Genomic DNA, 17,034 nt, shown 5'->3' on the forward strand with positions numbered 1-17,034 from the left:
TGCCTGCATCCAGATCGTTCATTCCACAGCGGCGCCCCGAGGGCACGCCGCCGTCCCGCCCGCGTCCGGCTTTTACGCCGCGTCGGCCTTCGCGTCCGCCGTGTGGCGCTGCTTGTAGTCGGCGACCGCTGCCTTGATCGCGTCTTCCGCGAGAATCGAGCAGTGGATCTTCACCGGCGGCAGCGCCAGTTCTTCGGCGATCTGCGTGTTCTTGATCGACAGCGCCTGATCGAGCGTCTTGCCCTTGACCCATTCCGTGACGAGCGAGCTCGAGGCGATTGCCGAGCCGCAGCCATAGGTCTTGAACTTCGCGTCTTCGATCACGCCGTCCGCGCCCACGCGGATCTGCAGCTTCATCACGTCGCCGCACGCCGGCGCGCCGACCATGCCCGTGCCGACCGCATCGTCATCTTTCGAGAACGAGCCGACGTTGCGCGGGTTTTCGTAGTGGTCCAGAACCTTGTCGCTATATGCCATGATCACACTCCTTCAATTCGTTGGCCGCGCTGCATGTCGAGGTGCGCTGCGGCCGGGGTCGATATTCGCTTTGCTGCGCGTGCTGCTTAGTGCGCGGCCCACTGGATGGTCGACAGATCGATGCCGTCCTGGTGCATTTCCCACAGCGGCGACAGTTCGCGCAGCTTGGCAATCTTCGTCTTCAGCAGGTTGATGACATAGTCCACGTCCTGCTCGGTCGTGAAACGGCCCACCGTGAAGCGGATCGAACTGTGCGCCAGTTCGTCGTTGCGCCCGAGCGCGCGCAGCACGTACGACGGCTCCAGCGACGCCGACGTACAAGCCGAACCCGACGACACCGCCACGTCCTTGACCGCCATGATCAGCGATTCGCCTTCGACGAAGTTGAAGCTGATGTTCAGGTTGTGCGGAACGCGCTTTTCCATGTCGCCGTTCACGTAGGTCTCTTCGATTTCCGAGAGGCCCTTGAGCAGACGGTCGCGCAACATGCGCACGCGCTCGTTTTCCGTCGCCATTTCTTCACGCGCGATACGGAACGCTTCGCCCATACCGACGATCTGGTGCGTCGCCAGCGTCCCCGAACGCATGCCGCGCTCGTGACCGCCGCCGTGCATCTGCGCTTCGATACGCACGCGCGGCTTGCGACGCACGTACAGCGCGCCGATGCCCTTCGGGCCATACGTCTTGTGCGCCGAGAACGACATCAGATCGACCTTGAGCTTTTGCAGGTCGATGGGCGCCTTGCCCGTCGATTGCGCAGCGTCGACGTGGAAAATGATGCCCTTCTCGCGGCAGATCTCACCGATCGTTTCGATGTCCTGGATCACGCCGATCTCGTTGTTCACGTGCATCACGGAAACGAGGATCGTGTCGGGGCGAATCGCGGCCTTGAAGGCGTCCAGATCGATCAGACCATCGTCCTTGACGCTCAGATACGTGACTTCGTAGCCTTCGCGCTCAAGCTCGCGGCAGGTGTCGAGCACGGCCTTGTGCTCGGTCTTCACCGTGATGATGTGCTTGCCCTTGCTCTTGTAGAAGTGCGCGGCACCCTTGATCGCGAGGTTGTCCGATTCGGTTGCGCCGGAGGTCCAGATGATTTCGCGCGGATCGGCGTTGACGAGCGCCGCGACCTGCTCGCGCGCTTCCTCGACGGCGCGTTCCGCGTCCCAGCCGTAGGCGTGGCTACGCGACGCCGGATTGCCGAACTGCTCGCGCAGGTACGGAATCATCTTGTCCACCACACGCGGATCGACCGGCGTCGTCGCGCTGTAGTCCATGTAGATGGGCAGGTGGGGAATATCGTTATTCATCTATCGCTCCGGGGAATCTGGGTGCTGCGCGTGTACTGTGTATTGCTGTCTTGCGGCGCTGGCTGCGCTCATGAACTCGCCATATTGAAGATCGAGTTTGGCCCGAGCGGCACGGTCCTCACCGGCTCGACCGCGGGCGCCTCGGTGCGGCGGTCGCGCAGGACGGCGGGCGCTGCGCCTTCGCGGGCGCGCTGCTTGTCCACCAGATCCTTGAGCGACACCGAATCGAGGTACTCGACCATCTTCTGGTTCAGCGTGGACCAGAGTTCGTGCGTCATGCAGTGGCCGTCGTGCTGCTTGGTGCCTTCGCAGGCGCCCTTGCCGCCGCACTGCGTGGCATCAAGCGGCTCGTCCACGGCGATGATGATGTCCGCGACCGTGACGTCCTCCGCGCGGCGCGCGAGGTTGTAGCCGCCGCCCGGTCCACGGACCGATTCGACGATTTCATGACGGCGCAGCTTGCCGAACAACTGTTCGAGGTACGACAGCGAAATGTGCTGGCGCTGACTGATACCCGCAAGCGTCACCGGGCCCTGCTCCTGGCGCAGGGCCAGGTCGATCATCGCCGTGACGGCGAAACGGCCTTTAGTGGTGAGTCTCATGATGTAGGGGAACCGCAATTCTCGACAATTTTCGTCAAGTATAAATACATGACTAGTTTAGTCAAGTATCCGCGCCGCGATGCGGGTTATTACGCGCCTGACGAAAAGGGAAAACGACGCAAAACGGACATCAGGGTGCGCCGTCACGTTCACTTCAAACCACCCGCCTCAATCCGCGAGCTGCGGGCGCAAAGCCGCCAGCAACCCGTTGCAGGCGGCCTCGCACTGATCGAGCACGGCCTCGAAACCGGCTTCGCCACCGAAATAAGGGTCGGCTACCACGCGATCAGCGGCGTTCGGCGCAAATTCCATCAGCAGGCGGATCTTGTCGCGCCCGGACGCCGGCGCGACCTGCTGCAGCGCCGTCACGTTGGCGTCGTCCATAGCGACGATCAGATCGAAGGCGTCGAAATCCCTCGCGGCGATCTGGCGGGCGCGCAGCACCGCAAGATCGTAGCCACGCTTGCCGCCCGCGCGCTGGGCACGCTCGTCAGGTGCCTCGCCGACGTGCCAGTTGCCCGTGCCCGCCGAATCGACCACCACGCGCTCCCCCAGACCTGCCTCGTCGACAAGCTGCCGCATCACGGCCTCGGCCGTGGGCGAGCGGCAGATGTTGCCAAGACACACGAAGCAGATGGAAACCTTTTTCATCCTTCTTTCTTGACGAAAAACCAGGGATTGGGGCGACCGTACGACCGGCCACTCAGGCCATCGAACGGCGAATTCGCAATTATACAAAGTGCACGATTTATGCGCTTGGCGTGACTCGACGCCCCTCGCGTCGCCTAAATTGCGCTCGTCTGCGGCAGCGGCGTGGCGCTGCGCAACGCCTTCACCGGCGCTTTCATATCGACGCCATCGTCAACCAGACCATATGACACGGCGCGCGCCAGTTCGGCGCTGACCTGATCGGCGGCGAGCGGAAACTGCTGCTCGGCGGTATTCCACGCATGCAGCCATGCGATTGCGGCGAGCGGCACGATGAGCGCCAGCGGCCAATACACCATTATTTTCTTTTTCATGATGCGACTCTCTATCGACTGTGGGGCGATGAGGGCTCGGTACGCACTATCGCCAGTCGAAATGATATAGACGATCGCAATCAGGAAAAACCCGGCAAAGTCGAACACACTGTTGTCGCAGATTAAACAGTGGCTCTATTAGGGTTGACGACGCCGACACAGAGGCGCGGATTCACGTCGGCTTGCGCGTCGGGACGTTGGCGTCCAGGTGGGTGTGACGCGCAGCGTAGAGTTCGCGGAAAGTCCGCCCCACGGGCGCGGGCATATCGCGGCCATCGGTCCAGCCGCGCGCGAACGGCAGCTTGCGGATCATGCGCCCCGAGCCGCCCAGCCGCTCCAGCACCCGCACGCCGAGTTTGGTGAGTAACGCGTATGCGGTCGGATGCAGCACCAGCCAACCCCAGGCGAGCAGCGCCGCGCGCTCGCGCCAGGGGCGCAACCGGCGCTCCGCCTGCTTTTCGCGCAGCTTGCGCAGCAGGTCCGACAACGGAATTCCCACCGGGCAAACACTGTTGCACTCGCCGCAGAGCGTGACCGCCTGCGGCAGATCGAGCGCCTTGTCGATGCCAACGTAGCTTGGCGTGAGCACGGAACCCATCGGCCCCGGGTAGACCCAGCCGTACGCGTGACCGCCCACCTTCTGGTAGACGGGGCAATGGTTCATGCAGGCTCCGCAGCGAATACAGCGCAGCATTTCCTGGAATTCTCCGCCGATCAGACCGGTGCGCCCGCCATCGACGAGCACGACGTACATATGCTCGGGGCCGTCCTGGTCTTCCGCCCCGCGCGGACCCGTGAGCATCGAGAAATAGTTCGACGTAGCCTGCCCCGTGGCCGAGCGCGGCAGCAAGCGCATAGCCGTCGCCAGGTCCTCCAGCGTCGGCAGGATCTTTTCGATGCCGGTGACGGCCACGTGTACGCGGGGCATCACGGTGCACATACCCTCGTTGCCCTCGTTCGTGACCAGCACGACCGAGCCGGTTTCAGCGACGAGGAAATTCCCACCCGTCACCCCCATATCCGCCGAAAGAAAATGGGGCCGCAGGACTTCGCGCGCCTCGCGCGTCATGTCGGGAATGTCGGTCAGACGCGGCTTCTCGTGCGTGCGCGCGAAGAGATCGGCGATCTCGTCCTTATCCTTGTGGACGACGGGCGCAATGATGTGGCTCGGCGGCTCGTTGTTGTTGATCTGGAGGATGTACTCGCCCAGATCGGTTTCGATGGACTGCACGCCCATCTGAGCGAGCACGGTGTTGAGCTGCATCTCCTCCGACACCATCGACTTGGTCTTGATGACCTTGCGGACCTCGTGGCGACGCGCGATGTCGGCGACCAGTTGCGCCGCCTCGCGTGCCGTTTCGGCAAACAGGACCGTGACGCCACGCCGGGTCGCCTCGGCCTCGAACTGCTCGATCCAGACGTCGAGATTCTCAAGCGCCCGATTGCGGCGTTCCTTGAGCGCGGCGCGCGTGGCCTCGAAATCGATCGCCGTGATCGCCTCTGCACGCGCGCTCACGAACTTGGTCGAGAGCTTCTTGAGGTTGTGCTGCAGGCGTTGATCGGCCAGCTTCTGACCGGCACGCGCCTTGAATTGCATCGAGGTAACTTGCATGGCGTGTGAGGACGTGAGTTTTCGTAAAGGCCGAAGGCGTTAGATGTCGCCGGCCAGCACCTGGGCGATGTGCAGCACGCGCGTGCTGTGGTCGCCGGTGCGGCGCAGGCGCCCTTCGATGTTCAACACGCAGCCCAGATCGCCGAGCACCACCGTGCTCGCTCCGCTCGCCTGCACATTCATGCACTTTTCGTCCGCAATCGCGGTCGAAATCGCCCCGTATTTCACCGCGAACGTACCGCCAAAGCCGCAGCAATGTTCGCAATCTTTCATTTCCTGCACCTGCACACCGCGTTGCGCCAAAAGTTCGCGCGGCTGCGCCTTCACGCCCAGTTCGCGCAAGCCCGAGCACGAATCGTGATAGGTCACCGGCCCACGAAACTCGCCTTCCGCGAGGGTCACGCGCGCAATATTCACGAGGAAATCAGTTAGCTCGTAGACGCGTTCGCGCAGCTTGCCGTACCGCGTCATCAGCTCCGGATCGTCACGGAACAGGTCGCCGAAATGCACGCGAATCATGCCGCCGCACGACCCAGAAGGCACGACGACGTAGTCGAACTGTTCGAATTCCCGTAGCGCTTTTTCCGCGAGATCCCGTGCCAGCGCACGTTCGCCGGAGTTGTAAGCCGGCTGCCCACAGCAGGTTTGCGCGGGCGGCACGATCACGTCGTAACCGGCCTCTTCGAGCAGCTTGAGCGTGGAAAAACCGATTTCGGGACGCATCATGTCGATGAGACAGGTGACGAACAGACCGACTCGCATGGGAAATCCTCCTGAAAACCGTCCCCGATTATCCGATGTTTCGCCTTCGCCACCAACGCTGAACGCTGCGTGACGAGTCCTGCCGCAATGCAGCAGCCGCTTTCCGCTAGACGCTTACTTTTTTCACAATACGAGATACAATGAATTTCTGCTTGCCGCACCCACCCCGCATCACACGAATCTGTATCCGGAATACGCCCCCATGACCGACACCAGTCCAGATCCGAAGACCTCGATTCAGGTGATCGAGCGCATGATGCGCCTCCTCGATGCGCTCGCCGCACATACCGACCCGGTCAGCCTGAAGGAGCTCGCGCTGCGCACGGAACTGCATCCGTCCACCGCGCACCGCATCCTCAACGACATGGTGAGCTGCCGCCTGGTCGATCGCTCGGACCCGGGCACCTACCGCCTGGGCATGCGTCTGCTGGAGCTGGGCAACCTCGTGAAGGCGCGACTTTCGGTGCGTGACGCGGCGCTTTCGCCCATGCGCGAACTCCATCGCCTGACTGGCCAGACGGTGAATCTCTCCGTGCGCCAGGGCGACGAGATCGTTTATATCGAGCGCGCGTACTCGGAGCGCTCGGGCATGCAGGTGGTGCGTGCGATTGGTGGCCGTGCTCCGCTGCATCTGACCTCGGTCGGCAAACTCTTTCTGGCCGCCGACGAAGCGACGCGCGTGCGCGCCTACGCCACGCGCACCGGTCTTTCGGGCCATACGCGCAACAGCATTACCGATCTGAGCCGCCTCGAGCGCGAACTCGCGCACGTGCGCCAGGAGTCCTGCGCGCGCGACAACGAGGAACTGGAACTGGGCGTGCGCTGCATCGCTGCAGGCATTTACGACGATACGGGCAAGCTGGTCGCGGGCCTGTCGCTTTCCGCCCCCGCCGACCGCTTGCAGGATTCGTGGCTGGGACAACTGAGCAAGACGGCGCTCACGATTTCGGAATCGCTCGGCTATCACGCCGAACCGGCCGAAGGCCACGTGCAACCGGCCTGAGACGTTTCGCCTCAGCCCACGCGGCCGTTTCCCTTCAACTCACAAGCTCCGCCAGCTGACGCTTGACGCGCGCATCCACCTCGCGCGCGTCTTTCGCCAGATTGACCTGCTTTGCCGTACACGCCGTATCGAGCAAAGCGGCGTCGATACTGTAGCCTTCGCGCGCACTAAGCCAGCTCAGGATGTCGCCCAGATGCCAGAGCGACGGGCTGCCCTCGTGTACCGGCTGCGGGAAATCCGCGAAATGCGCGAGCATCAGCTTTCGCATGTTCTGCCGCGACATGCCGGTCAGATCGGCAACGTCCGTCAAGCCAACGAAATCCGGCGCGGCTTCGACCAGGCGCGCCGACGGCACCGCCTCCTTCACGTTCTGCAGCGCCGTGTAGATGGCGGCCCAGGCGCTCTCGCTCTCACGCGCGAATGCCAGTGCAATGCGCCCCGGCAGCCCCACGCCGATGGTCGCGTCATCGCAACCTCCTTGCGCAAGCCGCTCGACCAGTTGTTCCTGGTCGCAGTCGTCGGGCGCCAGTTGGTACTTGAGCGTGAATACGTAGTTCATGTGTCACTCCTGCTGTGTGGCGCCCTGCACTATGCAGTTATCGACCACGCGCTTTAACAGATGTGCGTGATTGCCTGCGTTGCGCGGCGTGCTCCAGATGCTCGTGATGCCGAATTCCCCGCACCGGCAATCTGCCTGTTTGGCGGGACAATACATTCTTCCCCACGCATGACCGTTACCCTTGCCTGGTCGTACTAACCAACCTTTTGCCTCGGCGTAAGTCAGCGCAGCCTCGATCTCTTTCTTCGGATGCGATCGTCTCATTGGCAAACCCAGTGTATGCTCCGCCACTTTGGTTGTCAATTGACAACCATCAAACGGTAAGCGGAAGATTCGCGCTGCCCGAACAGGCATCGCATGGCGAAACACTGACGATTCTGCCGATGGGATCGTGCTTCAAACAGCTGGCCGGATGGCGTAGGCATCCCCGATCGTGGCCGTGGAAAAACAAACGCCCCGCAAGTGCGGGGCGTTCGAAAACCAGATGAGGACGGCTGGCGTGGCAGGCGGTTCAGGTACCCGGGCCGCCCGCGTCCGCGCTCGTGATGCGCGGCTGCTGGTCCGCGCCGCCGTTGTCGAGCCATGTGCGCACGCGGGTCGCGTCGGCGAAACGCGAGTATTTGCCGCTCGAATCGAGCAGAACCATGATGACCGGACGGCCATGGATCGTCGACTGCATGACGAGGCATTCGCCTGCTTCGTTGATGAAGCCGGTCTTCTGCAGGCCGATGTCCCACGACGAATTGCGCACCAGCGCGTTCGTGCTGTTGTAGGCCAGCGTGCGCTTGCCCGTGTACACGTCGTAGCTGTGATCGGTCGAGAACTGGCGGATCATCGGGTACTGGTAGGCCGCGTTCACCATCTTCACGAGATCACGCGCGGTCGACACGTTGTGGCTCGTCAGACCCGTCGAATTCTCGAAGTGCGTATCGGTCATGCCCAGTTGCTTCGCCTTCGCGTTCATCGCGGCGATGAAGGCCGGACGGCCGCCCGGGTAGTAGCGCGAGAGCGCCGCGGCAGCACGGTTTTCCGACGCCATCAGCGCGATGTGCAGCATGTCTTCGCGCGAGAGCACCGAGCCGACCGACAGGCGCGAGCCGGTGTTCTTCTCGTAGTCGCGGTCTTCGTCGGTGACTTCGATCTGCTCGGTGAGCGGCGCTTTCGAGTCGAGCACGACCATCGCGGTCATGAGCTTCGAGATCGAGGCGATCGGCACCACGGCGTGCGAATTCTTGTCGAAGAGCGGTTCGAGCGAGTTCTGGTCGACCACATAGGCCACACCCGAGCGCAGCATCAGCGAGTCGGGCGTCTCGTGCAGGCCGAACGCCTGACCGACGGTCGGCTGACGCGGCTCGAACGCCACGCGGCGCACTGCCGTATGGTGCCGGCCATTCATCGTGTAGCTGACGCGGCGCTTTTTCGCCACCGGACGCGCATCGTCGTCTTTCGCGGCGACGGTACGGGTTGCGCCCGCCTTCTTCGCGACCTTCGCGGGTGCGGCGTCGGCCTTCACAACCTTCTTGGTGGCCTTCTTGGCCTTCGCCGTTTTGGCGGCGGCAGTGTTCTGCGACGCAGCAAAAGCGCCCTCGGGCGCTAGCAGCGTCGCGCTGATGGCCACGGACACAGCCACCGACAGCGCGGTGCTGACAACCGATGAGGGCACCAGCTTGAACGACAGGAGCTTGTCGGATTTCATTGGTGTTCTGGATGAAGCGGCGGGATCGTTCGCCAAGTGTAGTAAAACCACGAAAAATTCGCAAATTGAAGCACTTATGGCTACTCGTTAAACCGAAGTCTGGTTCTTGATTGAGCAGATCAATGTACTTCACGCATTCGATGGAGTCAGACAATCGACCAGACGGCCCACCCTGCCGCACCTCGTGGCGACAACGTTTGCTGTCGCCCACGCATTAACGGCGCGCATCCTGAAAAACTTGATGTGGGATAAATACCGAGGACGTTGCTCTGACATCCGTGCCGCTGAACCACGCGACGCGCAGTTCGACTGCAATAAAGCTTTAACGTTCCATACAGGAATCCGGTGGACGCGCCTTGGTGCATTCCCTGACAGACCTGACGGAGCCTGACGGCAGACGTCAAAAAACACCACATCACGCCGTCAGACTCAATCTTGCCAGAACCAGCGCGCATATGCGCATCCTTGTCAGGCACGGCATCGAGCAAATTCGCCCGGAGACACCATGCCGCAGCTCAGCGGAAATACCGTTCGCACCCTCATGCCACCGGCATAAGTATCTGTTTAATAATACTTTAACGAGTTTGTGCGGCGCATCAAAAGTTCTTGACATTCGACTGGGCTGACCTAGAATCAGGTTCAATGCTGCGACGCACAAAGCGTCGGGCAGATCACCACCGTCTTGCCATCTACTCCAGGCGACCCACCCTACGAGGCCGCCAACCATCCAGGAGCGTAACCATGAGTCTGCTGACCCCTGAGCAATTCGTCGCCGCACACAAGGCCAACCTCGAAACCCTGTTCGGTCTGACCGGCAAGGCATTCGAAGGCGTGGAAAAGCTCGTCGAATTGAACCTTCAGGCCGTTCGCTCGAATCTGGCGGAATCGCAGGAACAGGCGCAGCGCGCGCTGTCGGCGAAGGATGCACAGGAATTCTTCGCGCTGCAGTCGAGCTATGCCCAGCCGCTCGCCGAAAAGGTCCTCTCGTACGGCCGCCACGTCTATGAAATCGCCTCGGCTACGCAAGCTGAGTTCGCGAAGGTCGCCGAAGCCCACTACGAAGAACAGAACCGCAAGGTCCAGTCGCTCGTCGACAACGTCGCGAAGAACGCACCGGCCGGTTCGGAAACCGCTGTCGCCGTGATCAAGTCGGCAATCAACGCCGCCAACACGACGTACGAAACGGTTCACAAGGCCACGAAGCAAGCCGTCGAAATCGCTGAAAGCAACTTCAACGCCGCCACCGCGGCCGCCAGCAAGGCTGCTGCGCAAGCTTCGCGCTCGGCTGCCGCCGCTGCCAAGAAGCCGGCCTGAGCGCTTAAGCTCACCGTGCATTGACCGGGTGCGCCGCGAGCGGCCAGCGGTTTCCCACCTGAACCTCGCACGCGCCTGGCGCTGGATCTGACGCTCCGACATGCCGCCCGGCATGTCGCTTGCCCGGTCCCCGGCGGCCGGGAATTTTTTTCACGCTCCGGCGCCTCTCGCACTCCCCCGGCTCGCGCGGCATTGTCGCGCTGACCAAAAGAAAACGGCGCGCTCCTCGCGGAGTGCGCCGTTTTTTTACGTTGTTGCTGCGCTCACGCGCGCCGCTGGAGCGGCGCGGCGCGAATTTACTTCTTCTTTTGCGGCGGCAGATCGGTACAGACGCCTTCGTACAGTTCCGCAGCCATGCCGACCGATTCGCCCAGCGTCGGGTGCGGGTGAATCGTCTTGCCGATGTCGGTCGCATCCGCGCCCATTTCCACGGCGAGGCAGACTTCGCTGATGAGGTCGCCCGCGTTCAGGCCGACGATACCGCCGCCGATCACGCGATGCGTCTCTTCGTCGAAGATCAGCTTGGTGAAGCCCTCGTCGCGGCCATTGGCGATCGCGCGGCCCGAAGCGGCCCACGGGAACACCGCCTTGCCGTACTTGATGCCTTCGGCCTTGCACTGCTCTTCGGTCTTGCCGGCCCACGCCACTTCCGGATCGGTGTAAGCCACCGACGGAATCTGCAGCGCGTCGAAGTACGCCTTCTCGCCGTGCGCCGCTTCCGCCGCCACGTGGCCTTCATGCACGGCCTTGTGCGCGAGCATCGGCTGGCCGACCACGTCGCCGATCGCGAAGATGTGCGGCACGTTGGTGCGCTGCTGCTTGTCGACTTCGATAAAGCCGCGATCCGTCACCGCCACGCCTGCCTTGTCCGCGCCGATCTTCTTGCCGTTGGGCGAGCGGCCCACGGCAACCAGCACAAGGTCGTAGCGCTGCGCTTCGGCCGGGGCCTTTTCGCCTTCGAACGTGACGTAGATGCCGTCGTCCTTCGCCTCGGCCTTCGTGGTCTTCGTCTTGAGCATGACGTTCGCGAAGCGCTTCGCGTTGTACTTCTCCCAGACCTTCACGAGATCGCGGTCCGCGCCCGCCATCAGACCGTCGAGCATTTCCACGACGTCGATCTGCGCGCCGAGCGTCGAGTAGACGGTCGCCATTTCCAGACCGATGATGCCGCCGCCGATCACCAGCATCTTCTGCGGGATCTGGCGCAGTTCGAGCGCGCCGGTCGAATCGACCACGCGCGGATCTTCCGGCATGAACGGCAGCTTCACGGCCTGCGAACCGGCCGCGATGATCGCCTGCTTGAACTTGACGATCTTCTTGCCGCCCTCACCCGCCACTTCCATGTGGTACGGATCGAGGAACGTGCCGAGGCCCGTCACGACTTCGACCTTGCGCGCCTTCGCCATGCCGGCGAGACCGCCGGTGAGCTTCTTGACGACGCCCGACTTGAAGTCGCGCAGGCGGTCCAGATCGATCTGCGGCTTGCCGAACGAGATGCCGTGCGATTCGAGCGCGGCGGCTTCGTCGATCACGAGCGCCGTGTGCAGCAGCGCCTTCGACGGAATGCAGCCGACATTCAGACACACGCCGCCAAGCGTCGAATAACGCTCGACCAGCACGGTCTTCATGCCGAGGTCGGCGGAGCGGAACGCCGCCGAGTAGCCGCCGGGGCCAGCGCCGAGCACGAGCATGTCGCATTCGACATCGGCGCTGCCGCTGAAGCTGCCGGCTTGCGGTGCGGGCGTCGCGGCCTTCGGTGCTTCGGCAGCCTTGGGCGCTTCGGCCTTCGGTGCCTCGGCTTTCGGCGCGGGCGCAGCCGCATCGGCCGACACTTCGACGAGCGCGACCACGGTGCCTTGCGACGCCTTGTCGCCGGCCTTGATCTTCACTTCCTTGACCGTGCCCGCGACATCGCTGGGCACTTCCATCGTGGCCTTGTCCGACTCGAGCGAGAGCAGCGTCTGCTCCTTCTCGATCAAGTCGCCCGGCTTGATGTTGACTTCGATGACGTCGATGTCCTTGAAGTCGCCGATATCCGGCACTTTCACTTCGACGAGACTCATGGTGTCCCCTTCAGGAACGACCGGCCGCGCCCGCCGCGACGCGCACCCCGAGGTGCGGCGCGAAGGCGCTGGCCGGTCGAAGCGGTTTTACAGGATCACGCGGCGGAAATCGCCGAGGATCTGGCCGAGGTACGCGTTAAAGCGCGCGGCAGCGGCGCCGTCGATCACGCGGTGGTCGTACGAGAGCGAAAGCGGCAGCGTGAGGCGCGGCACGAACTGCTTGCCGTCCCACACCGGCTTCATCGCGCTCTTCGACAGGCCGAGAATCGCCACTTCCGGCGCGTTGATGATCGGCGTGAAGTGCGTGCCGCCGATGCCGCCGAGCGACGAGATCGAGAAGCAGCCGCCTTGCATCTGGTCCGGCTTGAGCTTGCCGTCGCGCGCGAGCTTCGACAGGTCCGCCATTTCCTTCGCGATATCGACGAGACCCTTCTTGTCGGCGTCGCGGATCACCGGCACGACCAGGCCGTTCGGCGTGTCGGCGGCAAAACCGATGTGGTAGTACTGCTTGAAGACGAGGTTGTCGCCGTCCAGGCTCGCGTTGAACGCCGGGAACTTCTTGAGCGCGGCGACGCAGGCCTTGATGACGAACGCGAGCATCGTGAACTTGACACCTGCCTTCTCGTTTTCCTTGTTCAGCTGCACGCGCAGCGCTTCGAGGTCGGTGATGTCCGCTTCGTCGTTGTTCGTGACGTGCGGGATCATGACCCAGTTGCGATGCAGGTTCGCGCCCGAGATCTTCTTGATGCGCGACAGCGGTTGCGTGTCGATCGGGCCGAACTTCGTGAAGTCGACCTTCGGCCACGGCAGCAGGTTCAGACCTGCGCCGCCAGCAGCGGCCGGTGCGGCAGCGGCAGCCGGAGCGGCCAGCGCGCCCGTCATCACGCCCTTCACGAACGCGGTGATGTCGTCCTGGGTGATACGGCCCTTCGGCCCCGTGCCCGTGACGCGGCCCACGTCGACGCCCAGATCGCGCGCGAACTTGCGCACGGACGGCGAAGCGTGGCTCGGGCGGCGCGAACCGCCTTCGCCTGCCGGAATGATCGGCGCTTGCGCGAGTGCCGACGGTGCAGCGGGCGCGGCCTTGGCGGGAGCCGCCTGCGGTGCGTCCGAGGGCTGCTCGACCGGTGCCTTGGCGGCCGGTGCGGCTGCAGCGGCGCCTTCCGCTTCGACGACGATGATTTCCGTGCCTTCCGACACTTCGTCGCCGACCTTGACCTTGATTTCCTTCACGATGCCAGCCACCGGGCTCGGCACATCCATCGTGGCCTTGTCCGATTCCAGCGTGACGAGCGACTGCTCCTTCTCGACACGGTCGCCCACCTTCACGCCGATCTCGATGACCGGCACGCCCTTGTAGTCGCCGATATCGGGAACCTTGACGCTTTGCACGCCGCCGCTCGCGGCAGGCGCGGCAGCAGCCGGCGCGGGCGCCGCGGCTTGCGCGGGCGCAGCGGCAGGAGCGGCCTTCTCTTCCTTCGCAGCCGGTGCGGCAGCGGCAGGCGCGGCTGCGCCGGCGGCTTCCAGCACGAGGACCAACACGCCTTCCGACACGTTGTCGCCGACCTTGACCTTCACTTCCTTGACCGTGCCCGACGCGGGGCTCGGCACATCCATCGTCGCCTTGTCGGATTCCAGCGTGATGAGCGATTGCTCTTTCTCGACGGAATCACCCGCCTTCACCAGCACCTCGATCACAGGGATGTCCTTGTAATCGCCGATGTCCGGCACCTTGACTTCGATCGCTTGACTCATTGTTAGTGTCTCCGGGGCCGCATAAGAACGCCTCCCCGCTTCGGGGAGGCGCGCTTGCGATGCACAGGGGTGATGCGTTAGACGGTCATCGGGTTGGGTTTGGACGGATCGAGGTTGTACTTGGCGAGGGCTTCGCCGACAACCTTGCGATCGATCTTGCCTTCGTCCGCGAGCGCGTTAAGCGCCGCAACCGTCGTCCAGTAGCGATCGACTTCGAAGAAGTGACGCAGCTTCTCACGCGTGTCCGAGCGGCCGAAGCCGTCGGTGCCGAGCACCACGAACTTGCGCGGCACCAGACCGCGGATCTGGTCGACCAGCGCGCGCACGTAATCGGTCGAAGCGATGATCGGGCCTTCCGTGCCCTTGAGCAGCTTCTCGACGTGCGATTCGCGGCGCGGCTCGCTCGGGTGCAGCAGGTTGTAACGCTCGACTTCGTGGCCTTCGCGGGCCAGTTCCGTGAAGCTCGGCACGCTCCAGAGGTCGGCTTCGACGCCCCAGTCGTTCTTGAGCAGGTCGGCGGCGGCGATCACTTCGTTGAAGATCGTGCCTGCGCCCAGCAGTTGAACGCGCGGGCCCTTGGCCTTGGCGTCGCCCTTGCGGAACGCGTACATGCCCTTGATGATGTCGGCGGCTACGGCCTCACCCTGCGGAATCGCCGGGTGCTCGTAGTTTTCGTTCATCACGGTGATGTAATAGAACACGTCTTCCTGGTCCTGCACCATGCGGCGCAGACCGTCCTGCATGATGACCGCGAGTTCGTAACCGAACGTCGGGTCATAGCTCACGCAGTTCGGCACCGAAGCGGCCCACAGGAGCGAGTGGCCGTCTTCGTGCTGCAGGCCTTCGCCGTTCAGCGTCGTGCGACCGGCCGTGCCGCCCAGCAGGAAGCCGCGCGAGCGCATGTCGCCGGCGGCCCACACCAGGTCGCCGATACGCTGCATGCCGAACATCGAATAGAAGATGTAGAACGGGATCATCGTCTCGCCGTGCGTCGAGTACGACGTCGCGGCCGCGATCCAGTCCGACATGCCGCCGGCTTCGTTGATGCCTTCCTGCAGGATCTGACCGGTTTCCGATTCCTTGTAGAACATCAGCTGGTCGGAATCTTCCGGCACGTACTTCTGGCCTTGCTGATTCCAGATGCCGATCTGGCGGAACAGACCTTCCATGCCGAAGGTACGCGACTCGTCCGGCACGATCGGCACGACGCGCTTGCCGATCGCCTTGTCCTTCAACAGGATGTTGAGGATACGCACGAACGCCATCGTCGTCGAAATCTCGCGGCCTTCGCCCGTGCCCTTGAGCAGCGGCTCGAATGTGTCGAGCGCCGGCACCGGCAGCGACTCGGCCTTCTGGCGGCGAGCCGGCAGGTAACCGCCGAGATCCATGCGCTTCTGGCGCATGTATTCGAGTTCCTTCGAGCCTTCCTCGAACTTGAGGTACGGCACGTCGACGATCTGCTCGTCCGTGATCGGCAGACGGAACTGGTCGCGGAACTTCTTGAGCTGATCCACCTGCATCTTCTTCTGCTGGTGGGTGATGTTCATGGCCTGGCCGGCTTCGCCCATGCCATAGCCCTTGATCGTCTTCGCGAGGATGACGGTCGGCTGGCCCTTCGAGTTCGACGCTTCATGGAACGCCGCGTAGATCTTGTGCGGGTCGTGGCCGCCGCGGTTCAGGTTCCAGATGTCGTCGTCGGACCAGTCGGCGACCAGCGCCTTGAGTTCCGGCGTGTTGAAGAAGTGTTCGCGAACGTACGCGCCCGACTCCGACTTGTAGGTCTGGTACTCGCCGTCGACGACGTCCATCATGCGGCGCATCAGCGCGCCCGATTTGTCGCGTGCGAAGAGCGCGTCCCAGCGGCTGCCCCAGATCACCTTGACGACATTCCAGCCGGCGCCGCGGAACTCGCTTTCGAGTTCCTGGATGATCTTGCCGTTGCCGCGCACCGGGCCGTCCAGACGCTGCAGGTTGCAGTTGATGACGAACACGAGATTGTCCAGACGCTCGCGGCCGGCCATGCCGATCGCGCCGAGCGATTCCGGCTCGTCCGTTTCGCCGTCGCCGAGGAAGGCCCAGACCTTGCGGCCTTCGGTCTTCACGATGCCGCGCGCCTGCATGTACTTCATGAAGCGGGCCTGGTAGATCGCCATGATCGGGCCGAGACCCATCGAGACGGTCGGGAACTGCCAGAAGTCCGGCATCAGCCACGGGTGCGGGTACGACGAGATGCCCTCGCCGCCCACTTCCTGACGGAAGTTGTCGAGCTGGTTTTCGGTCAGACGGCCGAGCAGGAACGCGCGCGAGTAGACGCCCGGCGACGAGTGGCCCTGCACGAAGATCAGGTCGCCACCGTGCTCCGGCGACGGTGCGTGCCAGAAGTGGTTGTAGCCGACGTCATAGAGCGTGGCCGCCGACGCGAACGAGGCGATGTGGCCGCCCACGTTGGTGTGCTTGCCCGCGCGCAGGACCATGGCCATGGCGTTCCAGCGCGTGTACGAGCGGATGCGGTGCTCGATGTCCTGGTCGCCCGGGTTCTTCGCCTGGGCCGACACGGGAATCGTGTTGATGTACGGGGTGTTGGCCGAGAACGGCAGATGTTCGCCATGCACGCGGGCGAATTCGATCTGCTTCTCGATCAGATAGTGAGCGCGGTCGGGGCCGACGGTCGAGATGACGCCATCGAGCGCCTCCAGCCATTCGGCGGTTTCCTGGGGATCTTCGTCCTTGTCAGCAGCAACGTACTTCAGGACTTCGTCGGGTACAGCGGACATGCTTGTCTCCTGGATGTAGGGGAACGCTGTTGATCGGACCATGCGGGCGGCAATGCATGAACACGTGACCGCGCCGACCGCAGCA

15 protein-coding genes are annotated in these 17,034 nt (G+C 63.3%); 2 read left to right on the forward strand and 13 right to left on the reverse strand.

The features are described from left to right. Nucleotides 1-72: 72 nt before the first annotated feature. The 7 genes from iscU to B0G62_RS09970 form a co-directional block, all read right to left on the reverse strand. A complete protein-coding gene (gene iscU, locus B0G62_RS09940; RefSeq protein ID WP_103704005.1) occupies nt 73-477 on the reverse strand; it encodes a Fe-S cluster assembly scaffold IscU in 405 nt (134 codons plus the stop codon). Between the two features lie 86 nt (nt 478-563). Then, nucleotides 564-1,787: an IscS subfamily cysteine desulfurase gene (locus B0G62_RS09945; RefSeq protein WP_103704006.1), complete on the reverse strand. Its 1,224-nt coding sequence runs from the start codon at nt 1,785-1,787 to the stop codon at nt 564-566. A gap of 68 nt (nt 1,788-1,855) precedes the next feature. After that, nucleotides 1,856-2,389: a Fe-S cluster assembly transcriptional regulator IscR gene (gene iscR, locus B0G62_RS09950; RefSeq protein ID WP_103704007.1), complete on the reverse strand. Its 534-nt coding sequence runs from the start codon at nt 2,387-2,389 to the stop codon at nt 1,856-1,858. A gap of 168 nt (nt 2,390-2,557) precedes the next feature. Then, nucleotides 2,558-3,040 carry a low molecular weight protein-tyrosine-phosphatase gene (locus tag B0G62_RS09955; protein WP_103704008.1) on the reverse strand — a complete coding sequence of 161 codons (483 nt, stop codon included), beginning with the start codon at nt 3,038-3,040 and terminating at the stop codon, nt 2,558-2,560. 134 nt (nt 3,041-3,174) lie between these two features. Then, nucleotides 3,175-3,411, reverse strand: coding sequence for a hypothetical protein (locus tag B0G62_RS09960; protein ID WP_103704009.1), 237 nt, complete (start codon nt 3,409-3,411; stop codon nt 3,175-3,177). Between the two features lie 172 nt (nt 3,412-3,583). Then, nucleotides 3,584-5,023, reverse strand: a complete 1,440-nt coding sequence (locus B0G62_RS09965; RefSeq protein ID WP_103704010.1) for a lactate utilization protein B — start codon at nt 5,021-5,023, stop codon at nt 3,584-3,586. A gap of 39 nt (nt 5,024-5,062) precedes the next feature. Further along, nucleotides 5,063-5,785 (reverse strand): (Fe-S)-binding protein, encoded by a 723-nt coding sequence (locus B0G62_RS09970; protein ID WP_103704011.1) that lies wholly within the window; start codon nt 5,783-5,785, stop codon nt 5,063-5,065. A 202-nt stretch (nt 5,786-5,987) separates the two neighbouring features. Here B0G62_RS09970 and B0G62_RS09975 point away from each other — a divergent pair, with 202 nt between their 5' ends. Further along, on the forward strand, nt 5,988-6,788 hold the full coding sequence (locus B0G62_RS09975) for an IclR family transcriptional regulator (RefSeq protein WP_103704012.1): 801 nt from the start codon (nt 5,988-5,990) through the stop codon (nt 6,786-6,788). 34 nt (nt 6,789-6,822) lie between these two features. On the opposite strand, the gene B0G62_RS09980 is transcribed toward B0G62_RS09975, so the two are convergent. The 3 genes from B0G62_RS09980 to pbpG form a co-directional block, all read right to left on the reverse strand. Continuing rightward, nucleotides 6,823-7,347: a helix-turn-helix transcriptional regulator gene (locus B0G62_RS09980; protein WP_103704013.1), complete on the reverse strand. Its 525-nt coding sequence runs from the start codon at nt 7,345-7,347 to the stop codon at nt 6,823-6,825. A gap of 3 nt (nt 7,348-7,350) precedes the next feature. Continuing rightward, the gene (locus B0G62_RS32105; protein ID WP_103704014.1) at nt 7,351-7,611 is read right to left on the reverse strand and encodes a hypothetical protein; all 261 of its coding nucleotides are present in this window, start codon (nt 7,609-7,611) and stop codon (nt 7,351-7,353) included. A 247-nt stretch (nt 7,612-7,858) separates the two neighbouring features. After that, nucleotides 7,859-9,043, reverse strand: a complete 1,185-nt coding sequence (gene pbpG, locus B0G62_RS09990; RefSeq protein WP_103704015.1) for a D-alanyl-D-alanine endopeptidase — start codon at nt 9,041-9,043, stop codon at nt 7,859-7,861. Between the two features lie 741 nt (nt 9,044-9,784). On the opposite strand from pbpG, the gene B0G62_RS09995 reads away from it, so the two are divergent. Next, on the forward strand, nt 9,785-10,357 hold the full coding sequence (locus B0G62_RS09995) for a phasin family protein (RefSeq protein WP_103704016.1): 573 nt from the start codon (nt 9,785-9,787) through the stop codon (nt 10,355-10,357). Between the two features lie 296 nt (nt 10,358-10,653). On the opposite strand, the gene lpdA is transcribed toward B0G62_RS09995, so the two are convergent. The 3 genes from lpdA to aceE all read right to left on the reverse strand — a co-directional run bounded on the left by lpdA (nt 10,654) and on the right by aceE (nt 16,949). After that, on the reverse strand, nt 10,654-12,420 hold the full coding sequence (gene lpdA / locus B0G62_RS10000; RefSeq protein ID WP_103704017.1) for a dihydrolipoyl dehydrogenase: 1,767 nt from the start codon (nt 12,418-12,420) through the stop codon (nt 10,654-10,656). 87 nt (nt 12,421-12,507) lie between these two features. Next, entirely contained in the window at nt 12,508-14,175 is a 1,668-nt protein-coding gene (gene aceF, locus B0G62_RS10005) for a dihydrolipoyllysine-residue acetyltransferase (RefSeq protein WP_103704018.1), read from the reverse strand. Between the two features lie 77 nt (nt 14,176-14,252). After that, nucleotides 14,253-16,949, reverse strand: a complete 2,697-nt coding sequence (gene aceE, locus B0G62_RS10010) for a pyruvate dehydrogenase (acetyl-transferring), homodimeric type (RefSeq protein WP_103704019.1) — start codon at nt 16,947-16,949, stop codon at nt 14,253-14,255. Between the last annotated feature and the right edge of the window lie 85 nt (nt 16,950-17,034).

It is taken from the genome of Paraburkholderia eburnea (genome assembly GCF_002917095.1).
GTDB lineage: Bacteria > Pseudomonadota > Gammaproteobacteria > Burkholderiales > Burkholderiaceae > Paraburkholderia > Paraburkholderia eburnea.